Source organism: Yoonia sp. (assembly GCF_017854565.1).
Lineage (GTDB): Bacteria > Pseudomonadota > Alphaproteobacteria > Rhodobacterales > Rhodobacteraceae > Yoonia.
In genome coordinates, this window is the sequence record NZ_JAFMHJ010000011.1 from 66399 (window position 1) to 86288 (window position 19890).

The following is a 19890-nucleotide window of genomic DNA, read 5'->3' on the forward strand; positions in this document are numbered from 1 at the left end:
TCTGTTGCAGGCTTGCGCCTACAGCAGTTCACTGCGCAACACAGAGGTCAGAAAATCAGTCACACGCACCTTCTCTGTCTGGCCCGTATCGTCCAGCTTAATGGCCTCGCGCCCGCCCGGAGCCCGAAGATTGGCGACGATCCGGCGGGCCGGCTCGATCACCGCGCCACTGCGCGCATCGCGCACCGTCATCATGAAGATGATGTTATAAACGCCTCCAACCGTGGATCGCGTCCGGTTCGTCACACCATGAAAGCGCAGCAGCGTGATATCGGCAACGACAGGAACGTCCCCGTTCAGCACGGCCCTGTTGCGCGCAGCCGCTGTTTCAAACAGGGCCGCAATCTGCGCAATACGCGGGCCCAAAGGGTCCCCCCGCCAAACGACATCAGTCCTCGGATAGAAACCATCACTTTCCGATACACGCAGGTCCGGTGATGCGGTAAATGTGATGCCTTGCAGGGCATACGAACGTGCCACGGGCACCTCAAACGCGCCGACCCGATTCTTTGCGGGCGCATCGCATGCCGCCATGCCGATCAGGGCCATAAACATAATCAAAAACCGGATTGCCATCATACTCCACCCTTCACAGCGCTTGTGATGTCTGGCTGCAGTGCCGCCCGCCTGACGCGCCGTGATTACACCGGCCTGCGTTACTTGTCACCATATAGCCCAGCTAGAATCAGCGCGTCACTTGTTAGCGCTAACAAATGCTGCTACAATGCCGCCAAACCACGACGAGGACCCAATGCCACTTCATCCAACGATTACCGCCGTCACCAACCGTATCCGCGCCCGCTCCGAAGGGCCGCGTCGAAAATACCTCGACACCATGGCACGCGCCGCCGCCGAAGGGCCACGGCGATCGCACCTGACATGCGGCAATCAGGCCCATGCCTATGCCGCGATGGGCGATGACAAGGCGGCGCTGACCGACGGCCCAAACCCCAACGTCGGGATCATCACAGCCTACAATGATATGCTGTCGGCGCATCAACCATTCGAACGCTATCCCGACCTGATCCGTGCCGCCGCCCGCGCGGCTGGCGGTACCGCACAGGTCGCAGGCGGCGTCCCGGCGATGTGCGACGGTGTGACCCAAGGGCAGACCGGCATGGAGCTGTCCTTGTTTTCGCGCGATGTCATCGCGCTCGCTGCGGCGGTCGGGCTATCCCACAATGTCTTTGATTCCGCCATCTATCTCGGCGTTTGCGACAAGATCGTGCCGGGTCTGGTAATCGCTGCGGCAACCTTTGGCTACATCCCCGGCATTTTCCTGCCCGCAGGTCCGATGACATCGGGCTTGCCCAACGATGAAAAGGCCAGGATCCGCCAACAATTCGCAACCGGCGAAATAGACCGCGACCAACTGATGGCAGCCGAAATGGCCTCCTATCATGGGCCCGGCACCTGTACGTTCTACGGCACAGCCAACAGCAACCAGATGCTGATGGAATTCATGGGGCTGCACATGCCCGGCGCGTCGTTCGTCAATCCAAACACGCCTCTGCGCGACGCGCTGACCGTTGCCGGCACCGAACGCGCGCTGGCAGTAACGGCACTCGGAAATGACTATCGCCCGGTCTGCGACATCCTTGACGAAAAGGCGTTTGTGAATGGCCTCGTCGGGCTGATGGCGACGGGTGGTTCGACCAATTTGGTCATCCACCTGCCCGCAATGGCACGGGCTGCCGGGATCATCCTGGACCTGCAGGACTTCAGCGACCTTTCCGAAATTACGCCGCTGATGGCCAAAGTCTACCCCAACGGTCTGGCGGACGTGAACCATTTTCACGCGGCAGGCGGCTTGGGGTTCATGATCGGTGAACTCCTCAACGCCGGATTGCTGCATGACGATACCAAAACCATCGCCGGCGACGGGCTGGAACTTTACACTCAGGAACCCAAACTCGCCGATGGGCGGGTCACCTATGCGCCAGGTGCCGGCAAATCGCTCAATGAAAAAATCCTGCGCCCTGCCAATAATCCGTTCCATGCCCACGGTGGCCTGACACAACTGTCCGGCAACCTCGGGCGCGGCGTCATCAAGACCTCGGCGGTTGCGCAGGAACGGCACATCATCGAAGCACCGGCACGCGTCTTCCACACCCAGGAAGCCGTAAAAGACGCCTTCAAGGCTGGCACATTCACCCAGGACACGGTCATCGTGGTCCGCTTTCAGGGGCCGAAATCGAACGGGATGCCCGAATTGCACGGGCTGACACCGACGCTTGCCGTATTGCAGGACCGCGGCCTCAAGGTGGCGCTCGTGACTGACGGGCGCATGTCCGGCGCCTCGGGCAAGGTACCGTCCGCGATCCACGTCTCACCCGAAGCAGCCGACAATGGCCCGATCGCCCGGATCAAAGACGGCGACATCATCCGCCTTGACGCGACCAAAGGCAGCATTGATGTGATCGGCGTTGACCTTGCCATGCGCACCGCCGCCACGGCCGATCTGTCGGGCAATGGCACAGGCGTTGGTCGCGAATTGTTCGAGGTTTTCCGCCAATCCGTAGGCCTGTCCGCTGACGGCGCCGGTGTTGTGGTGTAATCGCTTCTTATGTCTCCAAATACTCCCGCGCGGCGCGCATCAAATTTCTGGAAATTTGATCTCCCGCACTATCCAAGGACTACTTCATGACCCCGCAAGATGCCTCAGCTGCCGCCGCCAAAGTCTGCCTGCTGGCCCCAGTCGTCCCTGTCCTGGTGATCGACGATGCCAGCACAGCCGCCGATCTCGCCCGTGCCCTTATCGCAGGCGGTCTGCCGGCGCTAGAAGTGACGTTGCGCACCCCCGCCGCCCTTGACGCGATCCGCGAAATGGCCGCCGTGCCCGGCGGTGTCGTGGGTGCAGGGACGCTGCTGACCCCCAAGGACGTCGAAGCCGCCAAAGCCGCCGGTGCCACCTTCGGCGTGTCGCCGGGCGCCACCGATCTGTTGCTCGATGCCTGCGAAGCCAACGACCTGCCGCTTCTGCCCGGCATCGCCACCGCCTCCGAGGCGATGCGCCTGCTGGAACGCGGCTACTGGGTGCAAAAATTCTTTCCCGCCGAAGCGAACGGCGGCGCGGCGGCCCTCAAGGCCATTGGCGCACCGATCCCGCAGGTCAAATTCTGCCCCACCGGCGGCGTCAGCCTGAAAAACGCGCATGAATACCTGTCGCTGTCCAACACGCTCTGCGTCGGCGGATCATGGGTAGCTCCGAATGACAAGGTGCGCGCAGGTGACTGGGCTGGCATTACGGCACTGGCCGCACAAGCATCCCAACTGCCACGGGGTTAAGTGTCCAACCTTGCCCGCCGCCCACCTTTGCGGCGCGCAGGACCAATATCGACCAGACCCGCACGCAGGGTCTGGGTCATGGGATGATCCTGCGGCGCATCGGCATATTGCGTCAGCAAGACCTGAACAGCCGTCTTGCTGTCTGCGGTCGCCGGCAGGCTCATCGCCCAATCAAGGAAAATTGACCGGCATTCCCCGACAGTGATCCCCTCGATGCGATAGGCTTCGCGGATCAGCCCCTTTGGGTCGCGTGGGTCTTTGTGCATCATCGCTCTTTCAACATGCGGCTGATCACCGCCTCTGCGGCATGCGCCTTTGCCACCATTGTCGCCAAAAGCATATCCATCCGGTCAAACCCCGTCTCACGCAAGACAAAACGACGCCCCCCCTCACCCAGCGCATCTGGGTCAAGCGGGCCACCGGTCAACAACCGCGCCGCTGCCTGCACCTGCCAGAAAAGACCTGACGCATCCGACACCGCCCTCGCGTCAGCGGCATCAAGCCAGCCATCCGCGACACCGGCCACCAATTGTGCGGCCACATCGCGCGCCGGATGGCCTGCGCGCAGGGCTGCGGCTTGTGCGAACAGCTCGATATCCTGCAAACGTCCCGGGCCGATCTTGACATCCCACGCGCCCTGCGGCGACTTCGCGTCCGCAATGCGCGCCCGCATGGCGGCAACATCGGCCAAGACAGCCGCGCCCCGGCCCTTTGCCACCAACAGATCCTGACGGAACGTCTCGAACCCGGCGGCCAGCGGTGCGGGTCCGGCCACCACCCGCGCCCGCGTCATCGCCAGATGTTCCCACGTCCAGGCCTGCGTCAGCTGATAATCGCGAAACGCGTCAAATGACGTCGCAACCGGCCCCTGCCGCCCCGACGGGCGCAACCGCATATCGACCTCGTACAAGCGCCCTTCGGCCATCTGCACGCTCAGCGCGGTGACAAGCGCCTGCGTCAGCCGCGCATAATAGGTCCGCGTCGCCAAGGGGCGCCGCCCCTCCGACGTATCCACACCCGCCGCGTCATAAATCACAAGCAAATCAAGATCTGACCCGGCATTCAGCCGCGCAGCCCCCAATGATCCCATCCCGACGACGACAGCGCCCCGTCCCGGCATTGGCCCATGCTTGCGGGCAAATTCGGCACCAATGACGGGCCACAACCCAACGATCACCGCCTCGGCCAGATCGGCATATTGCTGACCACTGGTCTGGGCATTTATCAAACCGCGCAGGTGATGCACCCCGATCCGAAAATGCCACTCTTTGGCCCAGCGACGCGCGGCTGTCAGCTGTGCCTCGTAATCGTCGGTCGTCGCCAAAATGCCGCTGAACCCGCGGGTCAAATCCGCCACACCGGGCCAAGGGTCGAAAAACGCGCCCCCGATCACCGCGTCAAACACCCCTGCATTGCGCGACAGATATTGCGCCAGCGCCGGGGCCGTCGCCGCAATATCGACGATCAATCGGGTCAGTTGCGGGTTGGCTTCGAACAGCGAAAACAGCTGCACGCCCGCCGGTAGCCCAGCCAGAAACCGGTCGAACTGCGCCAATGCCTCTTCGGGTTTTGCGGCTTCTTGCAGGCGGGTCATGATCTCCGGGGCCAGCCGTTTAAAGACATCGCTTGCCCGCGCGGATCGCAAGGCGGGATAGGTCGGCCAGCGGGCCGTCACGTCTGCCCCCCAGTCCGACGTCACAGGTGCTGCGGGTTCGGGGGCAAAAAACCCCTCGATCAATTCATGCACCTGCTCCAGCCGGTCGGTCAGATCGTGCCGCAAACTGGCGACATCCACCCCCATAAAGGCCGCCAACCGCGTAAACCCCGGCCCATCGTTCGGCAATTGATGGGTCTGGGCATCGTTGATCATCTGCAACCGATGCTCGACCTCGCGGTGATTGCGGTAATGCTCATAAAGCGTGTCCGCCGTCGCCTGTGGCACCCAATCAGCAGCCGCCAGTCGCACCAACCCTTCACGCGTGCCCCGCACCCGCAGCGAAGGGTCCCGCCCCCCTGCGATCAACTGCCGGGTCTGGGTGAAAAACTCGATCTCGCGGATCCCGCCCCGGCCCAGCTTCATATTGTGACCCTCAAGGATCAGCCGCCCATGCAGCCCCTTATGATCGCGGATTTTCAGGCGCATATCGTGGGCGTCCTGAATCGCTGCAAAATCCAGATGCTTGCGCCAGACAAACGGGCGCAGCGTCTCCAGAAACCGCGCGCCGGCCACCAAATCACCGGCACAGGCGCGCGCCTTGATATAGGCCGCCCGCTCCCATGTGCGCCCAACGCTTTCATAATATCGCTCTGCCGCTTCCATTGACAGACAGACCGGCGTGACCGACGCATCAGGACGCAACCGCAGATCGGTCCGAAACACATAGCCGCCCGCCGCCACATCCGACAATATCGCTGTCATCCGGCGCGTTACGCGAATGAATGCCGCACGAATGTCGTGATAATCGTCGGGATCGAACCGGGTTTCGTCGAACAGACAAATCAGGTCGATGTCGGACGAATAATTCAGCTCTCCCGCGCCCATCTTGCCCATGGCCAGCGCGACCATGCCCCCCGCTGCCGCCGGATCATCCCCCCCCGGCAATTTGCCACGCGTGACTTCTGCAGCGACGAGCGCTGTCATGCAGCACTGCACAGCCATATCAGCCAGATCGGTCAACACCTGCGTGACCACCTCCAGCGGCCAAACCCCCGCCAGATCACAAAGTGCGGTCAGTAGCGCAATGCGCCGCTTGGCGACCCGCAATTGTATGGGCAGTTGATCAAGCGCGACATCGAGCAATGCCGCCAACAGAGTCGACACCGCCGCTTCGGGATCATCCAGCGCTGGCATCACCCAGTCTTTTTCGCTCGCGATCAGTCCGGCCAGATAGGGGCTACACCCCGCCGCCCCCCGGATCACAGCAGCCACCGCAGGTGCCGCGCCGGGTACATGGGTCAGCGCATCATCGCCCCTGCCGGGGTCAAATGCGTTGGGCCAACGGGTGATACGGGCTGCAAATGTCATGACATCACAGTGATCCGCACGCGTCTGATGGTCAATCGGAACCCGCCGCGAACAATCATCAAAAATCACATGTAAATCATCTGCCCCCGCAGAAGACAGGCCACGCCACCAACGGCACAGAACACGCAAGACATTGATTTTAATACTAATTAAAAGTTAATGTAAGAAACATTTACATTACCCCTTGAAGGAAACCGGCAAGACGCCGATATCTGTCAATGTGAAAGGCATTCACATCAGACAACAACAGATCAGGAGACCCGAAATGAACACCGCAACCACCCAATCCATGATGGCCAATAGCGACCATCGCCTTGGGTTTTTCGCCCGCGCCGAGGCTTGGCTTGATGCACGTGGCAAAGGCGCATGGATCGCCGCCATGGTCTTGGGCCTCATTTTTTTCTGGCCCATCGGCCTCGCCCTTCTTGCCTATATGATCTGGAGCAAACGCATGTTTAAATCATCCTGCAAAACAATGACCCGCACCCGCCACATCGGCCAATCCAGCGGTAACAGCGCCTTTGATGCCTACAAGCAGGAAACCCTGCGCCGCCTCGAAGAAGAGCAGGACAACTTCCAAGCCTTCCTCAAGCGCCTCCGCGATGCCAAGGACAAGGCAGAGTTCGACCAGTTCATGAATGATCGCGCCAATATGTCCAAGACCGACGCCGTTGGCGATGCGCCGGCCTAACGTCCCGCCCATGTTCCCGTCAGGTGGCAACCACGGCCACCTGACGGCCCAATCACCAGAGTGTTTTCCATGATCCACCTCGAAACCGCCCTACCCGACCCGCAACGATATCCGCAGTTCTATGACGGGGTGCCCTTGAAACGGGGTGTCGCGTGGCTGATCGACGTGATGTTGATCGGCATCTTTTGCGTGATCATCCTGCCGTTCACCGCCTTCACCGGCATCTTTTTCTTTCCGGCGATGATGCTGGTCGTCGGCTTTCTCTACCGTTGGTTCACGATTTCTGGCCATTCATCGACGTGGGGGATGCGCCTGGCCGGGATCGAACTGCGCGACGCGCGCGGTGCGCATCTGGAATCGGGCACCGCATTCCTCCATACCCTTGGCTATTCGGTCAGCGTCGCTATCACGCCCTTGCAGTTGGTTTCGATCGTGATGATGCTGTTCAGCGCGCGCAAGCAGGGCTTGACCGATCATCTGCTGGGAACGGTCGCACTGAACAAATAATCGACCGTTGCCCGGCGCCAACCGATTAACCCTTCGTGCAACGTGGGGCTTGGCGACTGCGAAATCGCTTGTTAAGCTTTGGGAAACCATACGGACCGACCCATGCGCCATACGCTGCCTATTGCACCTCAGTTCTACGTGACTGCGCCGCAGCCCTGCCCGTATCTTGCGGGCCGGATGGAACGCAAGCTGTTCACGGCCTTGCAGGGCGATACGGCGACAAAACTGAACGATTCCCTTTCCAAACAAGGGTTCCGACGGTCGCAAAACGTGCTTTATCGGCCCTCTTGTGCGGAATGTTCGGCCTGCCTGTCAGCCCGCATCAACGTGGCCGCATTCACCCCCAGTCGCAGCCAAAAGCGGGTCACCAGACGGGCGGCCTATCTAAAACGGCGGGCAACATCGCCTTGGGCCACAGAAGAACAATACGCACTATTCCGCGAATACCTTGATGGGCGGCACGCCACCGGCGGCATGGCGGACATGGATATGTTCGAATTTGCGGCCATGGTCGAAGAAACGCCGATCCGCTCGCGCCTGATCGAATATACCGACAGCGACATGCTGCAGGCCGTTTGCCTGACCGATATCCTCGATGACGGGCTGTCGATGGTCTATTCCTTCTTTGACCCAGCGTTGGAAAAGCTATCGCTTGGCACATATATCATCCTTGATCACATCGCGATCGCCCGCGAACTGCGCCTGCCTTACGTCTATCTTGGCTACTGGGTCCCCGGCAGCCCCAAAATGGGATACAAAGCGAACTTTGCCGGACTAGAGGTTTACCGCGCCGATCAATGGACCGCGCTGTCTGACCCCGCGATCTACGACGCCAGCACCCGCCCGCTGGCAACCGACCCCATCTCAGAACAGGTCGCGCGGATCAATCTGCCCGATGGGCGCAGCTAAACAGCAAGGCGCGCGATCTCACGCAGCCTCCTTCTTTTCAAAAACAAGAAACGTCATCATTCCAAGCGGCGGAAACGCGCTTCGTTTGACAACGGTCAGGCGTTCGTCGCCCAAAACGCGATCCATTTCAAAATCCGAATGCCAGCCAAGCAGGTTATCCAAAGGCGCCGTGATCCGCTCGATCAAAGCCAGAAAACCATGACTGCGCGCGAAATGGTTGGTGATCACGACCTTGCCACCCGGTTTGCAGACCCGCGCTATTTCGGCCACGACGCGCTCTGGCTCTGGAACCACGGACATGATGTGCATCGCCACAACCGTATCAAAACTGTTGTCGGGAAAATCCAGGTCGCGGGCATCCATCTGGCGCAGTTCCTTGACGTGCTTCAGGCCTTGTTCCGCGACCTTGGCTTTGGCCTTTGCCAACATCTGGTCACTGAAATCAATGCCTGTCACTTCCATCTCGGCGGCGTATCCGCGCAACGCAAGCCCGGTGCCAACACCCACCTCTAAAACCTTCGGTCCTTGTGTATTGATATAATCGACTGTGCGGTTGCGCCCCACATTTGTCACCGCACCAAACGTCTTGTCATAAACCGGGGCCCAACGGGCGTACGAGATGCTGACAGCGTTGATATCCATGATTAATCCTTTTTTGCGTAAGTGCGCCAAGCCCATAGGACCCCGGCAATATAGACCAAATCCAATACCACTAACGTCACCCAAAGGTATGAAAACAATGCCGCGATCAGCACCATCGCTCCCAGTAGAAAAAACCGAACATTCTTGCGCGAAATCGTCAAAATCTTAAACGAATACGTCGGGACACGGCTGATCATGAAAAACCCGACGATGACCATCCAAAGCGCGACCAATTCAGCCGGAACGACCGGCCCATCTGCCACCAAAAATGACACAAACATCGGCAGCATGGCAAGCATGGCACCTGCGGGCGCGGGTATGCCGACGAAATACTGCGATGCCGCTTCTGTTTTCGGCTCTTTGCTTTGCACATTGAAACGGGCCAAACGAATGACGCAACAGACCGAAAACACCAGCACGGCGATCCAGCCTGCGCGGCGCATATCCTGCAAGGCAAATGAATACAGCAGCAGCGGCGCGGCGACCCCGAAGTTCAGGAAATCCGCCAGCGAATCCAGCTCGGCACCCATCTTGCTTTCGGATTTCAGCAGACGGGCAAGGCGGCCATCAACCCCGTCAAGCACGCTTGCCAAGACGATCAACAAGACCGCCCGCGCATAATCCCCGTGAAATCCAAAGCGGATCGCGGTCAGACCCGCGCAAATAGCAGCAAGCGTCAGAACATTCGGCAGCAGCGAGATAATCGGCATTTCGGACTTCGGTTGTGGGTCCTGTGCCATGATTTATGCCGTCCGCCCCTGACGGGCCTGTTCCTGCGAGGTCAGATCAGCCAGCACCGTCTCGCCCGCGATTGTCCCCTGCCCCACCGTGACCAACGGTGCAACACCATCGGGCAGATAAACATCCACCCGCGACCCGAACCGTATCAGACCAAAGCGTTCCCCGGTATCAAGCGCCGCGCCCGTCGTCACAAAGCAGACAATCCGGCGCGCGACCAGCCCGGCAATCTGGACCGCGGCAATCTGTCGGCCATCCGCCATTTCGATACACAGCGAATTCCGCTCATTGTCAGCGCTTGCCTTGTCCAGCGAGGCATTGAAAAATTTACCGGGGCGATACGCGACCGCCGTGACCTTTCCGGCGATCGGCGCCCGGTTCACATGGCAGTTAAACACATTCATGAACACGCTGACGCGCGTCAGCGGGGCGTCGGCCATACCCAGCTCGGCGGGTGGTACGGCTTTTTCAATCAGGGAAACCACGCCGTCTGCCGGGCTGATAATCAACCCCTCGCGGGTCGGCGTCGTCCGCTGCGGGTCACGGAAAAAGTAATAGCACCAGACAGTTAATCCAACACCAATCCAGCCTAGAAATGGCAGTACAAGATACGAAATCACCGAAATTGCCGCAAATATTGCCACAAACTTGCGCCCCTCGGGATGCATCGGTTTAATGAATGTGCCCAGCATTGTCATCGTTCAGATTACCCCCTCATGTCGCCCCCACTCCATACCGCGACATGCCCAGAACAAGCAACGCGATTAGTCAAACAAACAAGACACTTCGCAGGCGAAGGGCGACTATTCCGGCACGCCGATGGCGCACAATGAAATGCGGCGCCCGGTATCGGCGCCGCATTCGTCACTTGTGGCCAAACTCAACGCGCCGTCATCGCCCAAAGCGTTATTTCAGCAGGTTGGGTACGATCGTCACAACGCTTGGCACCATCCACAGCAGCAACAGCGCCGCGAGCTGAATACCGATGAACGGCATCACGCCACGGTAGATCTGTCCGGTTGTGATGGATTTGGGCGCGACTCCGCGCAGATAGAACAACGCAAACCCAAACGGTGGCGTCAGGAACGATGTCTGCAAGTTCACCGCGATCATGATCGTCACCCACTTTGGATCAAACGTACCGCCATAGATCACCGGACCGACGATCGGGATCACAATGTAGATAATCTCCAAAAAGTCGAGAACGAAGCCAAGAAGGAACAGCACCAGCATCACCAGCAGAAACACGGCCAGTTCATTGTCGAACGACCGCAGGAATTGTTGGATGTAATGCTCGCCTCCGAACGAAATCAGGACAAGGTTCAAAAGCTGCGAGCCGATCAGAATGGTGAACACCATAGATGTCACCTTCGCCGTCTCGCGCACCACCGGCGCCAGCACCCCGCCTTTTAGCAGCACCGCACAGCACCACAGCAGCCCGTATATAGCAAACAAGAAACAGACAAACGCCGCAAGATAGGCAATGCGGTTTTCCAGCAGCACGACTTCCTGCCCCAGACGCATGTCAAAATTGACCCCAATGATCAGCATGAGCATAATCGCGCCCGCGGTCAGCAGCACCATACGACCGGATTTGCCCTGATCATTCAGCTTGCGATAGGCCGCCAGCAGGATCGCGCCACCGGCGCCCAATGCCGCAGCAGGTGTCGGGTTGGTAATCCCGCCAAGAATCGAACCCAGCACCGCCACAATCAATACCAAGGGTGGAAAAACCACCCGCAGAATTTCATTGCCTGCCAGATACCCCGCCGCACGCCGCAACCCGAAGGATGCAACAATCAGCGGAATGGCGATCAACAGCGTGGTCGTGCCCGGCGATGTCAACGGGCCGATCAACAAGATATCAGCAAGCAGCAAAAGGCCGACACCGACCGTGCCCACGATCAGCGGCGTAGGCGCTTCATAGGGCGCAACGCCGCGGGCAATCGCCAGCATCAGCCCCATGAACAATGCAGTTACCGCAATGCCCTTGCCAATGGCAGGCGCCGCCGCAACACGCTCCAACACTAGCGCTGTGCGTTCTTCGACCGACAGCGCGCGGGCCTCGGCCACGCCACCGGCGGCATCAATCGCGGTTTGCTCGGCCATGGCCTGTGCCCACGCCTCTTCTCCATGCAACGCGATCATCGCCGCTTGGCAGTCTTCACCAACGCGGGTCCGCAAAGATGCCGTCTGACCGGAATCTGTAAAGCTGTCCACAATCACCGACTGGCTGCCCACAACACCGACCTGCCCCAGCGCTATCGTCAATGCGATCAAGCCAACAGGCACACCCAGAAACCACGTCAACCCGTTGCGCGGGGGCGTCGCACGCCGCCGCGCGCCATCGCCCAATTGCACCGCTGGCGCCTTTGATGGGTTCAGCAGCGCAAAGCCGAACGCGTAAGCTGCATAAAGCACGGCCAGCATGATACCGGGCAACAATGCCGCCTGAAACAACGTCCCGACCGATACCACCGCAGGCTCGCCCAGATACGTCAGCGCATCCGAACAACCTGCCAATTGCGCACGGTCCTCTTGCGCGGCGGAATACAGATCACCCGCCAGCGTCCCCAGCAAAACGATCACGATGGACGGCGGAATAATCTGCCCCAGTGTCCCCGATGCCGCAATGATCCCGGTCGACAGCTCGGGTGAATATCCGTGCTTCAGCATCGTCGGCAATGCCAGCAGACCCATCGTCACCACGGTCGCGCCGACGATCCCGGTCGAGGCCGCAAGAAACGCGCCCACGATCACGATCGACACGGCCAAACCACCGGGCAAGGGGCCAAACACCTTGGCCATCGTTGTCAACAGTTCGTCCGCGATCCGCGACCGCTCCAGCACGATCCCCATCATCACGAACATCAGCACGGCCAGCAGCGTCTCAATCGACTGCCCCGCCAGCACGCGTTCGTTCATCCGGTTCACCAGGAAACCGATGTTGCGGTCCAGTGCCATCTCCCAGCCCTGTGGGAACAACGCCTCGCCGTAACGCGGCAAATCAGGGTTACGGAACAGCGATATCGCATCCGGCCTCACCCCCTGATCCACCAGCGCGTGATATTCCGCAGATCCGGTGTCGACCGCCATGTGGATCAGATAGCCCGAGCTATCAAGTGCCGCGATCACCGCGAATGAAATCACCGCAGAGCCACTGATTGCAAAGGCCACGGGAAAACCCGAAAGAATCCCTGCAAAAAGCGTCAGGAAAACAATCATCAGGCCAATTTCGACGCCATCTAGTCCGAAAAGCATATCTTTACCGCCGTGGTTTTAGTGGATTTCTGCGACAAGGTCGGCAGTTGGATCGCCAGTTTTGTCTTTATCTATATTTTTGCCATCACTGGCCTCGCCTTCGCGCAGCTCAAGATAAGAGCGGTAGAAGAACGCGACCGCCTGCATCATCACCATCGCCGTGAAGGTGATCAAAAGGATCTTGAACAGGAAATAGGCGTTGAACCCATTGGGCGAAAAGCCGATCGTCTCGATGTTCCAGCGCAGCGCGCGGGCCTTGCCCATCAGCCGCTCGAGGCTATCCGATGCGGATGGGTTCGGCACCACCAGATGGCGCCACAAGAAGAACCAGCCATAAAGCCACGTCAAGATTGCCGTCGGCACCATGAACAGAAGCGACCCCACCATATCTATGATCTTCTTGGTGCGATAGCTGACAGCGGAATAGACCAGATCAACCCGTACATGGCCGCCCTGCACAAACGTGTAGGTGGCACAAAGGCAAACAATCATCGCGTTATACAGCTTTAACTCTTCGGCCCACCAGCTGACATCTTTGGTGAAGGTGACCCCGAAACCGACGCCGATCTCGGACACGGCAAAGACGCGCTGCATGAAAATAATCACGATTTGCTGCAGCACCATCAACAGGCCCGCCCATGCGAAAAAGCGGCCGACCTTATTGGCGATCCCTTCCAGGACCCATACACACCCCCACATAAAGCGGTTGTTGACAAATCCGATGATGCTGACCGTCACAAAGATGGCAAAAACTGCGAAAAACAGCTCGATAGAGGCGCCGTAGTAGATAAACCGGATCAGCGATTCTTTGACCGCGACATCGGACATCGGGGCGTTGACAAACGGCAACCACGCCAACCATTGGGCCGGGTGCAACAGCGCATAACCTAAATTGTAGAACCCTTCAATCAGGTTTGCGAAAAACCAACCAAAGGCGTTGCCGCCCCATGCTTCGACCAAGCCCATGGAATATCCCCCCGTCACCGTGTCTCTCGAACAGGTGCGCCGCCCGCACCTGTGGAACAAGGGCCCCTATGCAAACCTGCATCGGGCCCTCGCTTTTTCATGGATCAGCGTGATCCGTCGGATGTGGCCTTAGCCCATCACGCGGTCACGCTGCGCGCGGTACACGCCTTCGGACTTTGTGATCCAGCCGGACGAAGACCGCATCGACGCTTCATAGCTGGCGCGCAGACGATCATAGATTTCGTCGCCATTGTACTGGTCCAGCGTCTCTTTTGCAGCTGTGCCCATGGCATCCCAAACGGTGTCCGGGAATTCCAGAACCTTCACGCCACCGGCCTGAAGACGCTGCAGTGCGGCACCGTTGTTGTTCATGAACTGCGCCAGGTTCCACTGGTGTGCTTCGCCCGATGCGATCTCAATGATCTTCTGCTGCACGGGTGTCAGGCTGTCAAAGACATCGAGGTTGGTCGCAAGCGACAGGCCGGCGCCCGGCTCGTGCATACCCGCAGTGTAGTAGAACTTGGTGATTTCTTGGAAACCGGCCTTTTCGTCAGCCCATGGGCCGATCCACTCGGTGCCATCAATCGCACCGGACGCCAGCGCCTGATACACTTCCGCACCCGGAAGGTTCTGCACAGATGCGCCCATCTTGCCAAGCGCTTCGCCACCCAGACCGGGCATACGGAACTTCAGACCCTGGAAATCCTCCGGACCCGCGATCTCTTTGCTGAACCAGCCACCGGACTGTGGGCCCGTGTTACCCGCCAAGAACGACTTGAGGCCAAAAATCTGGCCCAGTTCATCATGGAACCCCTGCCCTTCGCCATGGTAATACCAGTTGGCCAGTTCCTGCGGCGTCATGCCAAATGGCACAGCCGTAAAGTAGGCGTAGCCCGGATGCTGACCGACGAAATAATAGTCCGCGCCGTGATACATGTCCGCCTGACCGGAGGTCACGGCGTCAAACACTTCGAACGCACCGACCAGCTCGCCAGCCGCTTTCAAATCAATCGTCAACTGACCGTCGGTCATTTGGGTGATCGTGTCAGCAGCACGTTGTGCGGCATCATGCACACCGGCCAAACCACGACCCCATGTCGTGACCAGCGTCAGTGTGCGGCTGCCCTGGGCATATGCAGGTGCTGCAAGCGCAGTCGCGGCAGCCGCTGTTCCGCCAAGTGCCGAGTTTTTCAGAAAAGAACGACGATCCATAAAGTATCCTCCCGGTAATTTCGTTGCCTCGCCCCCTCCAGAGAGCGAAACCAGATCATTTTCGTTCGGTGACCTTAGCGTGCAGATTGAAAAGGTGAAATACGCAATACTGCGTAGAAAGCGCGCTTTTTCAAGATAATTACGATTCATTTTGCCACAGTCCCTGCCGCCCACCGCATGAAACAGGGCTGGCAGTGCGCGTTGCGGTTTGATTCGCGTTATCTTTCGGCGTATCGCTGCGCGTATGACAGGGTTCCTTGCGCGCCTGCGCGACAGCATTGCGATCAGCTACGGGCAAAAGGTATTCCTTTTGGCCACCCTGCCGCTTTTGGTCGCTGTCTTCTTGATTTCTCTCGTTGTCTCGACACAGTCCCGCGAGTTGGCAGAACGTGAAATACAGGCGCTCGAGGCGCAGCTGATCGAAACCAAGCGTGAAGAGCTTAAGAACTACCTGTCAATTGCGCGCACCGCCATCGTGAACACATATGGCCGCGCCGCCCCCGACGATGACGACGCCAAGCTTGCGGTGACCCGCGAACTGTCCGCCATGCTTTATGGCCAAGACGGCTATTTCTTCGTGTTCGACTATGATGGCAATAATCTGGTGGCGCCGCGTCAGACCTATCTGATCGGCAGAAACTGGAACGGGCTCAAGGATTTACAAGGCACCTCGATCACGGATGAGCTGATCCGCATCGCGCGCACCGGCGGCGGCTACCACAGTTTTGACTGGCCAAAACCATCGACCGGTGCCAGCGAGCGGATGATCGTCTACGTCAACGGCCTGCAAGATTGGCGCTGGGTTATTGGCACTGGCATCTTTATCGACGACGTCCTTGAAAATGTCGCCGCTGCCCGCGCCGAAGTCGAAGCACGGATCAAACGCACGTCCGTATATATTGTGGCCATTGCGGTGGCGGCATTGATCGGCGTGTTCATCACCGGCATGGCGCTGAACCTGCGCGAACGCTGGCTGGCCGATGCCAAGCTCAAGGAACTGACGCAACGGATCATCGACGCCCAAGAAGAGGAACGTGGCCGCGTGGCCCGCGAATTGCACGATGGGATCAGCCAGATGCTGGTTGGTGTGCGCTATGCGCTGGAACTCGCGCGGCGCAAACTGGCCACGAATCAAAGCGCGCATGAAAGCCTGGACAAAGGGATCAACGGCCTTGGTTCTGCCATTCAAGAAGTCCGCAGGATCAGCCGCGACCTGCGTCCCGGTGCGCTTGATGATCTTGGCCTTGGTCCCGCACTGCAGGCGCTGACCGATGATTTCAGCACCCGCACCGGGATCGAAACCGAATTTGAAACCGTCGTCTTCCGCCACCGGCTGGACCAAGAGGCGCGCATCGCCCTGTACCGCATCGCCCAAGAGGCATTGACCAACATTGAACGCCACGCCAATGCCAGCCGCGTCGATATCTCGCTCAAAGGCCACCGCAAGGGCGCCATGCTGCGGATCACAGACAATGGCGCGGGCATGCTCTGGCCCCCCTCGGCCCGGCAAGAAACACCCGGACTGGGCCTGCGCAACATGCAAGAACGCATCGAGCAACTCGGCGGCACCCTGCGGATTCTTTCCGCGCGTACCGGCGTCACAACCGGCACCGTCATCGAGGCGCAAGTGCCCCTGACCCATATGCTCAGCCCGCAAAACCAAAACAAGGAAAGCGCATGACAATTCGCATCTTGATCGTGGATGACCATCCGATGGTCACCGAAGGGATTCAGGCCATTCTGGAAACCTATGACGACATCACCGTCGTCGGCACCCTCAACAACGGGCAGGATGCCGTTGACCGGGTCAACGAACTGGCCCCTGATGTGATCTTACTTGATCTGAACATGCCGGGCCTGTCCGGCCTGAACGCCACCGAAATGATCCTCGAAGAACGGCCCGGCACGCGTATTCTCATTCTGTCCATGCACGACAGCCCGGAATATATATCGACCGCGCTCAGCCATGGCGCCAAAGGGTACATCCTGAAGGATGTCCCGACCGATGAAATCCGCACGGCAATCGACCGGGTGATGGCCGGTCACGAATACCTGTGTACCGGGGCCAAAGGTTCCCTCAAGCCTAAAATCAGTGACGGTCGCGAGGCCCTGACAAGCCGCGAACAGACCATTTTGCTGGAATTGGCGCAGGGGCAGTCCAATAAAGATGTGGCGCTGACGCTCAACATTTCCGTGCGCACGGTTGAAACGCACCGCAAGAACATCAAACGTAAACTTGGCATCAGCTCGACCGCCGGTCTGACCCGCTACGCATTGGAACATGGCGTCTTGCAGGGCACCGGCATCTAAGCTGCCCGTGCCCCCCTGAAACGCAAGTGACGCGGCCTACCACCGGGGGTATCCGCGTCACTGCAATAATCATCGTGTGGGCCTGCGTCAGTACCCTAGTTTTCGACCGTCGCCTGAATCTGCCGGCGCACGACCTCGAACCACTCGCCCGACAGGCGCAACTGCTCCAATCCCGCGTTCAGCGTCGCCAGATAGACCGCACTGTTGGGGTTGGTCTTGGGGATCAGCACATGCATCGTTTCCTTTGTCGCCAGCGCGGACAAATTGACCACGCTGTCAGTCATCCCCATATCGGTATAATCGTCTTCGGCGGGCAGCGCGTCATAGGTTACGACATCAACCTCACCCTTCTGCAACAGCTCCCAGCATTTTTCTTCGTTCGCGGCGAATACCAGTTCGATATTCGGCGCCACCAGCTCCACAGCCTCAAGATCAAACGAGAACCAGCCATCGGGACGGCACAGCGTCGCGCCATATAGCTGCTGCGGCGTCGTGGCCGCGACATAGGGGCTGTCTTTCAATGTGTAGTACCCGACCAGCGCGTCGTAAAACGGTGCCGACGCATCAAATTCGGTACAGCGTATCGCGTTGGATTCCGACAAGTTATCGACCTTCGTACAGTCTGGCAGGAACCATGGAAATCCCGCATCGAACGCGCCGGTTGGCAGCAGTTCGGTCAGATGCGATCCCCAGTCGTTGACAAAAATCACCCGGAATTCCTGATCGGGATTGCCCAATTCCATCGCGCGCGTGACCAGTTCGGTATACAAACCACCCCCCGGCAAATCCTCATCCGTAAACGGCGCGTAGCCGCTGCCGGTCAGAAACCGGATGGAACGCACAGCAGGCGCGGCGGGTGCGGCGGGCGCAACTGCCGCGACTTGCGGCACACGCGATGCTGGCAACCGTCCATCCTCACAAGGGATCGTCAGGACCTGACCGACTTCCAGCAAATTGGGGCTGCTCAAAACGCCGGTATTGGCATTGAACAAAACCTGAAATCCGCCCCGGACACCGGCAGTTCCCGCGATCCCGCTCAGCGTGTCACCGAGCGCGACAGTATACGTCGTACACAGCGATTGCGCTGCAACTTCGGTCGCAGACAGTGACATCAGACCTGCCGATACTGCAACAACAGCCGCCAAATTCAGCGCACCGGCGCGCATTTTACCCGATCCCATTGGGTCCGACAGATGATCCAAACATTCGCTCATTTCGTGGCCTTTCAGTAGCAACTGGTTTCCTTAATCGCCACTATCACGCAAAAAAAGGCAAAATGTTGAACAAATACGCACAACCCCAAGAAACCTGACTGTGCGCCTCTGCACCGCTCCCCCCATCGCGCACTTGCCCTGCACCGGCAGCCGCCCTACCTGTCCCCCAGCAATCAAAGCCACCCCGGAGAGCCCCAATGACCGTTCAAGATGACTATACACCGCCAGCAATCTGGACATGGGATGCACAAAACGGCGGCCAGTTCGCGACTATCAACCGCCCCATCGCCGGCGCCACCCACGAAAAGGCCCTGCCTGTCGGCCAACACCCCCTCCAGCTTCATTCACTCGCAACGCCCAATGGCGTCAAAGTCACGATCATGCTCGAAGAACTGCTTGCCGCCGGTCACACGGGCGCGGAATATGACGCTTGGCTCATCAAAATTCAGGATGGCGACCAGTTTGGCAGCGGCTTTGTCGCAGCCAACCCCAACTCAAAAATTCCCGCGCTGATGGATCACACCACCCAGCCGCCGATCAGGATTTTTGAAAGCGGCGCCATTCTGCTGTATCTGGCCGAAAAATTCGGGGCGTTCCTGCCGCGCGACCCCGCCGGGCGCACCGAATGCCTGAACTGGCTTTTCTGGCTGCAGGGAAGCGCGCCCTATCTCGGCGGTGGCTTTGGCCATTTCTATGCCTACGCCCCGTCCAAGATGGAATACCCGATCAACCGCTTCACAATGGAAGTCAAACGCCAGCTTGACGTGCTTGACCGGCATCTCGCCGATCACACCTATATGTGCGGCGGCGACTATACGATTGCCGATATGGCGATTTTTCCATGGTACGGCGCGCTGGTGCAGAACCTTGTCTACAATGCCGCCGAATTTCTGGACGCCGGGTCGTACCGAAACGTCGCCCGCTGGACGCAAGCCATCGCCGCGCGCCCGGCCGTGATCCGCGGCAAGATGGTCAACCGCAGCTTCGGTGAACCGCACAAGCAACTGCACGAACGGCACAGCGCAGCGGACTTCGAAACCCAGACTCAGGACAAGATCGGCGAAACCCTCTAACCACCCCCTGAAACAAAGTTGCTGGATTTTGGCTTTTTGCGACATTTTCTCCGG

At 59.2% G+C, this 19890-nt stretch carries 19 protein-coding genes; 9 read left to right on the forward strand and 10 right to left on the reverse strand.

The window, feature by feature from the left end:
* Positions 1–18 precede the first annotated feature (18 nt).
* The gene (locus tag QZ196_RS06885) at positions 19–576 is read right to left on the reverse strand and encodes a DUF6778 family protein (protein ID WP_296425067.1); all 558 of its coding nucleotides are present in this window, start codon (positions 574–576) and stop codon (positions 19–21) included.
* 175 nt (positions 577–751) lie between these two features.
* Here QZ196_RS06885 and edd point away from each other — a divergent pair, with 175 nt between their 5' ends.
* A complete protein-coding gene (gene edd, locus QZ196_RS06890; protein ID WP_296425068.1) occupies positions 752–2557 on the forward strand; it encodes a phosphogluconate dehydratase in 1806 nt (601 codons plus the stop codon).
* 86 nt (positions 2558–2643) lie between these two features.
* On the forward strand, positions 2644–3288 hold the full coding sequence (gene eda, locus QZ196_RS06895; RefSeq protein WP_296425069.1) for a bifunctional 4-hydroxy-2-oxoglutarate aldolase/2-dehydro-3-deoxy-phosphogluconate aldolase: 645 nt from the start codon (positions 2644–2646) through the stop codon (positions 3286–3288).
* Here eda and QZ196_RS06900 read toward each other — a convergent pair.
* Positions 3285–3557, reverse strand: coding sequence for a hypothetical protein (locus QZ196_RS06900; protein WP_296425070.1), 273 nt, complete (start codon positions 3555–3557; stop codon positions 3285–3287). The genes eda and QZ196_RS06900 overlap by 4 nt on opposite strands.
* Complete coding sequence (locus QZ196_RS06905) at positions 3554–6313, reverse strand: glutamine-synthetase adenylyltransferase (RefSeq protein ID WP_296425071.1); 2760 nt, start codon at positions 6311–6313, stop codon at positions 3554–3556. Before QZ196_RS06905 ends, QZ196_RS06900 begins: the two co-directional genes overlap by 4 nt.
* A gap of 265 nt (positions 6314–6578) precedes the next feature.
* Here QZ196_RS06905 and QZ196_RS06910 point away from each other — a divergent pair, with 265 nt between their 5' ends.
* The 3 genes from QZ196_RS06910 (at position 6579) to QZ196_RS06920 (ending at position 8420) form a co-directional block, all read left to right on the forward strand.
* Entirely contained in the window at positions 6579–7004 is a 426-nt protein-coding gene (locus QZ196_RS06910) for a DUF2852 domain-containing protein (protein WP_296425072.1), read from the forward strand.
* A gap of 69 nt (positions 7005–7073) precedes the next feature.
* Positions 7074–7511 (forward strand): RDD family protein, encoded by a 438-nt coding sequence (locus QZ196_RS06915; RefSeq protein ID WP_296425073.1) that lies wholly within the window; start codon positions 7074–7076, stop codon positions 7509–7511.
* A gap of 102 nt (positions 7512–7613) precedes the next feature.
* On the forward strand, positions 7614–8420 hold the full coding sequence (locus QZ196_RS06920) for an arginyltransferase (RefSeq protein ID WP_296425074.1): 807 nt from the start codon (positions 7614–7616) through the stop codon (positions 8418–8420).
* 18 nt (positions 8421–8438) lie between these two features.
* Here the strand turns inward: QZ196_RS06920 and QZ196_RS06925 are convergent, their stop codons facing one another.
* From QZ196_RS06925 to QZ196_RS06945, 5 genes are all read right to left on the reverse strand, one after another.
* Positions 8439–9062 carry a class I SAM-dependent methyltransferase gene (locus QZ196_RS06925; RefSeq protein WP_296425075.1) on the reverse strand — a complete coding sequence of 208 codons (624 nt, stop codon included), beginning with the start codon at positions 9060–9062 and terminating at the stop codon, positions 8439–8441.
* A gap of 2 nt (positions 9063–9064) precedes the next feature.
* On the reverse strand, positions 9065–9802 hold the full coding sequence (gene pssA, locus QZ196_RS06930; RefSeq protein WP_296425076.1) for a CDP-diacylglycerol--serine O-phosphatidyltransferase: 738 nt from the start codon (positions 9800–9802) through the stop codon (positions 9065–9067).
* Positions 9803–9805: 3 nt separating this feature from the next.
* Positions 9806–10498, reverse strand: coding sequence for a phosphatidylserine decarboxylase (locus QZ196_RS06935; protein ID WP_296425077.1), 693 nt, complete (start codon positions 10496–10498; stop codon positions 9806–9808).
* A gap of 208 nt (positions 10499–10706) precedes the next feature.
* Positions 10707–13061, reverse strand: a complete 2355-nt coding sequence (locus QZ196_RS06940) for a TRAP transporter large permease subunit (protein ID WP_296425078.1) — start codon at positions 13059–13061, stop codon at positions 10707–10709.
* A gap of 18 nt (positions 13062–13079) precedes the next feature.
* Positions 13080–14027, reverse strand: coding sequence for a TRAP transporter small permease subunit (locus QZ196_RS06945; protein WP_296425079.1), 948 nt, complete (start codon positions 14025–14027; stop codon positions 13080–13082).
* On the opposite strand from QZ196_RS06945, the gene QZ196_RS06950 reads away from it, so the two are divergent.
* A complete protein-coding gene (locus QZ196_RS06950) occupies positions 14026–14160 on the forward strand; it encodes a hypothetical protein (protein ID WP_296425080.1) in 135 nt (44 codons plus the stop codon). The two genes, QZ196_RS06945 and QZ196_RS06950, sit on opposite strands and share 2 nt — an antisense overlap.
* Here QZ196_RS06950 and QZ196_RS06955 read toward each other — a convergent pair.
* Positions 14157–15239 carry a TRAP transporter substrate-binding protein gene (locus QZ196_RS06955; protein ID WP_296425081.1) on the reverse strand — a complete coding sequence of 361 codons (1083 nt, stop codon included), beginning with the start codon at positions 15237–15239 and terminating at the stop codon, positions 14157–14159. The two genes, QZ196_RS06950 and QZ196_RS06955, sit on opposite strands and share 4 nt — an antisense overlap.
* Before the next feature lie 244 nt (positions 15240–15483).
* Here QZ196_RS06955 and QZ196_RS06960 point away from each other — a divergent pair, with 244 nt between their 5' ends.
* Both QZ196_RS06960 and QZ196_RS06965 read left to right on the forward strand, forming a co-directional pair.
* Positions 15484–16920 carry a cache domain-containing protein gene (locus QZ196_RS06960; protein WP_296425082.1) on the forward strand — a complete coding sequence of 479 codons (1437 nt, stop codon included), beginning with the start codon at positions 15484–15486 and terminating at the stop codon, positions 16918–16920.
* Complete coding sequence (locus tag QZ196_RS06965) at positions 16917–17549, forward strand: response regulator transcription factor (protein ID WP_296425083.1); 633 nt, start codon at positions 16917–16919, stop codon at positions 17547–17549. Before QZ196_RS06960 ends, QZ196_RS06965 begins: the two co-directional genes overlap by 4 nt.
* 95 nt (positions 17550–17644) lie before the next feature.
* Here the strand turns inward: QZ196_RS06965 and QZ196_RS06970 are convergent, their stop codons facing one another.
* Positions 17645–18763 carry a LysM peptidoglycan-binding domain-containing protein gene (locus QZ196_RS06970; RefSeq protein ID WP_296425084.1) on the reverse strand — a complete coding sequence of 373 codons (1119 nt, stop codon included), beginning with the start codon at positions 18761–18763 and terminating at the stop codon, positions 17645–17647.
* A gap of 197 nt (positions 18764–18960) precedes the next feature.
* Between QZ196_RS06970 and yghU the strand changes: the two genes are divergently transcribed.
* The gene (yghU, locus tag QZ196_RS06975; RefSeq protein WP_296425085.1) at positions 18961–19836 is read left to right on the forward strand and encodes a glutathione-dependent disulfide-bond oxidoreductase; all 876 of its coding nucleotides are present in this window, start codon (positions 18961–18963) and stop codon (positions 19834–19836) included.
* The last annotated feature ends 54 nt before the right edge of the window (positions 19837–19890 follow it).

Bases quoted from the DNA above. Each gene is read 5' to 3' on its own strand.
- QZ196_RS06885 (WP_296425067.1), bottom strand. From the start codon at position 576: ATGGCAATCCGGTTTTTGATTATGTTTATGGCCCTGATCGGCATGGCG.
- edd (WP_296425068.1), top strand. From the start codon at position 752: ATGCCACTTCATCCAACGATTACCGCCGTCACCAACCGTATCCGCGCC.
- eda (WP_296425069.1), top strand. From the start codon at position 2,644: ATGACCCCGCAAGATGCCTCAGCTGCCGCCGCCAAAGTCTGCCTGCTG.
- QZ196_RS06900 (WP_296425070.1), bottom strand. From the start codon at position 3,557: ATGATGCACAAAGACCCACGCGACCCAAAGGGGCTGATCCGCGAAGCC.
- QZ196_RS06905 (WP_296425071.1), bottom strand. From the start codon at position 6,313: ATGACATTTGCAGCCCGTATCACCCGTTGGCCCAACGCATTTGACCCC.
- QZ196_RS06910 (WP_296425072.1), top strand. From the start codon at position 6,579: ATGAACACCGCAACCACCCAATCCATGATGGCCAATAGCGACCATCGC.
- QZ196_RS06915 (WP_296425073.1), top strand. From the start codon at position 7,074: ATGATCCACCTCGAAACCGCCCTACCCGACCCGCAACGATATCCGCAG.
- QZ196_RS06920 (WP_296425074.1), top strand. From the start codon at position 7,614: ATGCGCCATACGCTGCCTATTGCACCTCAGTTCTACGTGACTGCGCCG.
- QZ196_RS06925 (WP_296425075.1), bottom strand. From the start codon at position 9,062: ATGGATATCAACGCTGTCAGCATCTCGTACGCCCGTTGGGCCCCGGTT.
- pssA (WP_296425076.1), bottom strand. From the start codon at position 9,802: ATGGCACAGGACCCACAACCGAAGTCCGAAATGCCGATTATCTCGCTG.
- QZ196_RS06935 (WP_296425077.1), bottom strand. From the start codon at position 10,498: ATGACAATGCTGGGCACATTCATTAAACCGATGCATCCCGAGGGGCGC.
- QZ196_RS06940 (WP_296425078.1), bottom strand. From the start codon at position 13,061: ATGCTTTTCGGACTAGATGGCGTCGAAATTGGCCTGATGATTGTTTTC.
- QZ196_RS06950 (WP_296425080.1), top strand. From the start codon at position 14,026: ATGGAATATCCCCCCGTCACCGTGTCTCTCGAACAGGTGCGCCGCCCG.
- QZ196_RS06945 (WP_296425079.1), bottom strand. From the start codon at position 14,027: ATGGGCTTGGTCGAAGCATGGGGCGGCAACGCCTTTGGTTGGTTTTTC.
- QZ196_RS06955 (WP_296425081.1), bottom strand. From the start codon at position 15,239: ATGGATCGTCGTTCTTTTCTGAAAAACTCGGCACTTGGCGGAACAGCG.
- QZ196_RS06960 (WP_296425082.1), top strand. From the start codon at position 15,484: ATGACAGGGTTCCTTGCGCGCCTGCGCGACAGCATTGCGATCAGCTAC.
- QZ196_RS06965 (WP_296425083.1), top strand. From the start codon at position 16,917: ATGACAATTCGCATCTTGATCGTGGATGACCATCCGATGGTCACCGAA.
- QZ196_RS06970 (WP_296425084.1), bottom strand. From the start codon at position 18,763: ATGAGCGAATGTTTGGATCATCTGTCGGACCCAATGGGATCGGGTAAA.
- yghU (WP_296425085.1), top strand. From the start codon at position 18,961: ATGACCGTTCAAGATGACTATACACCGCCAGCAATCTGGACATGGGAT.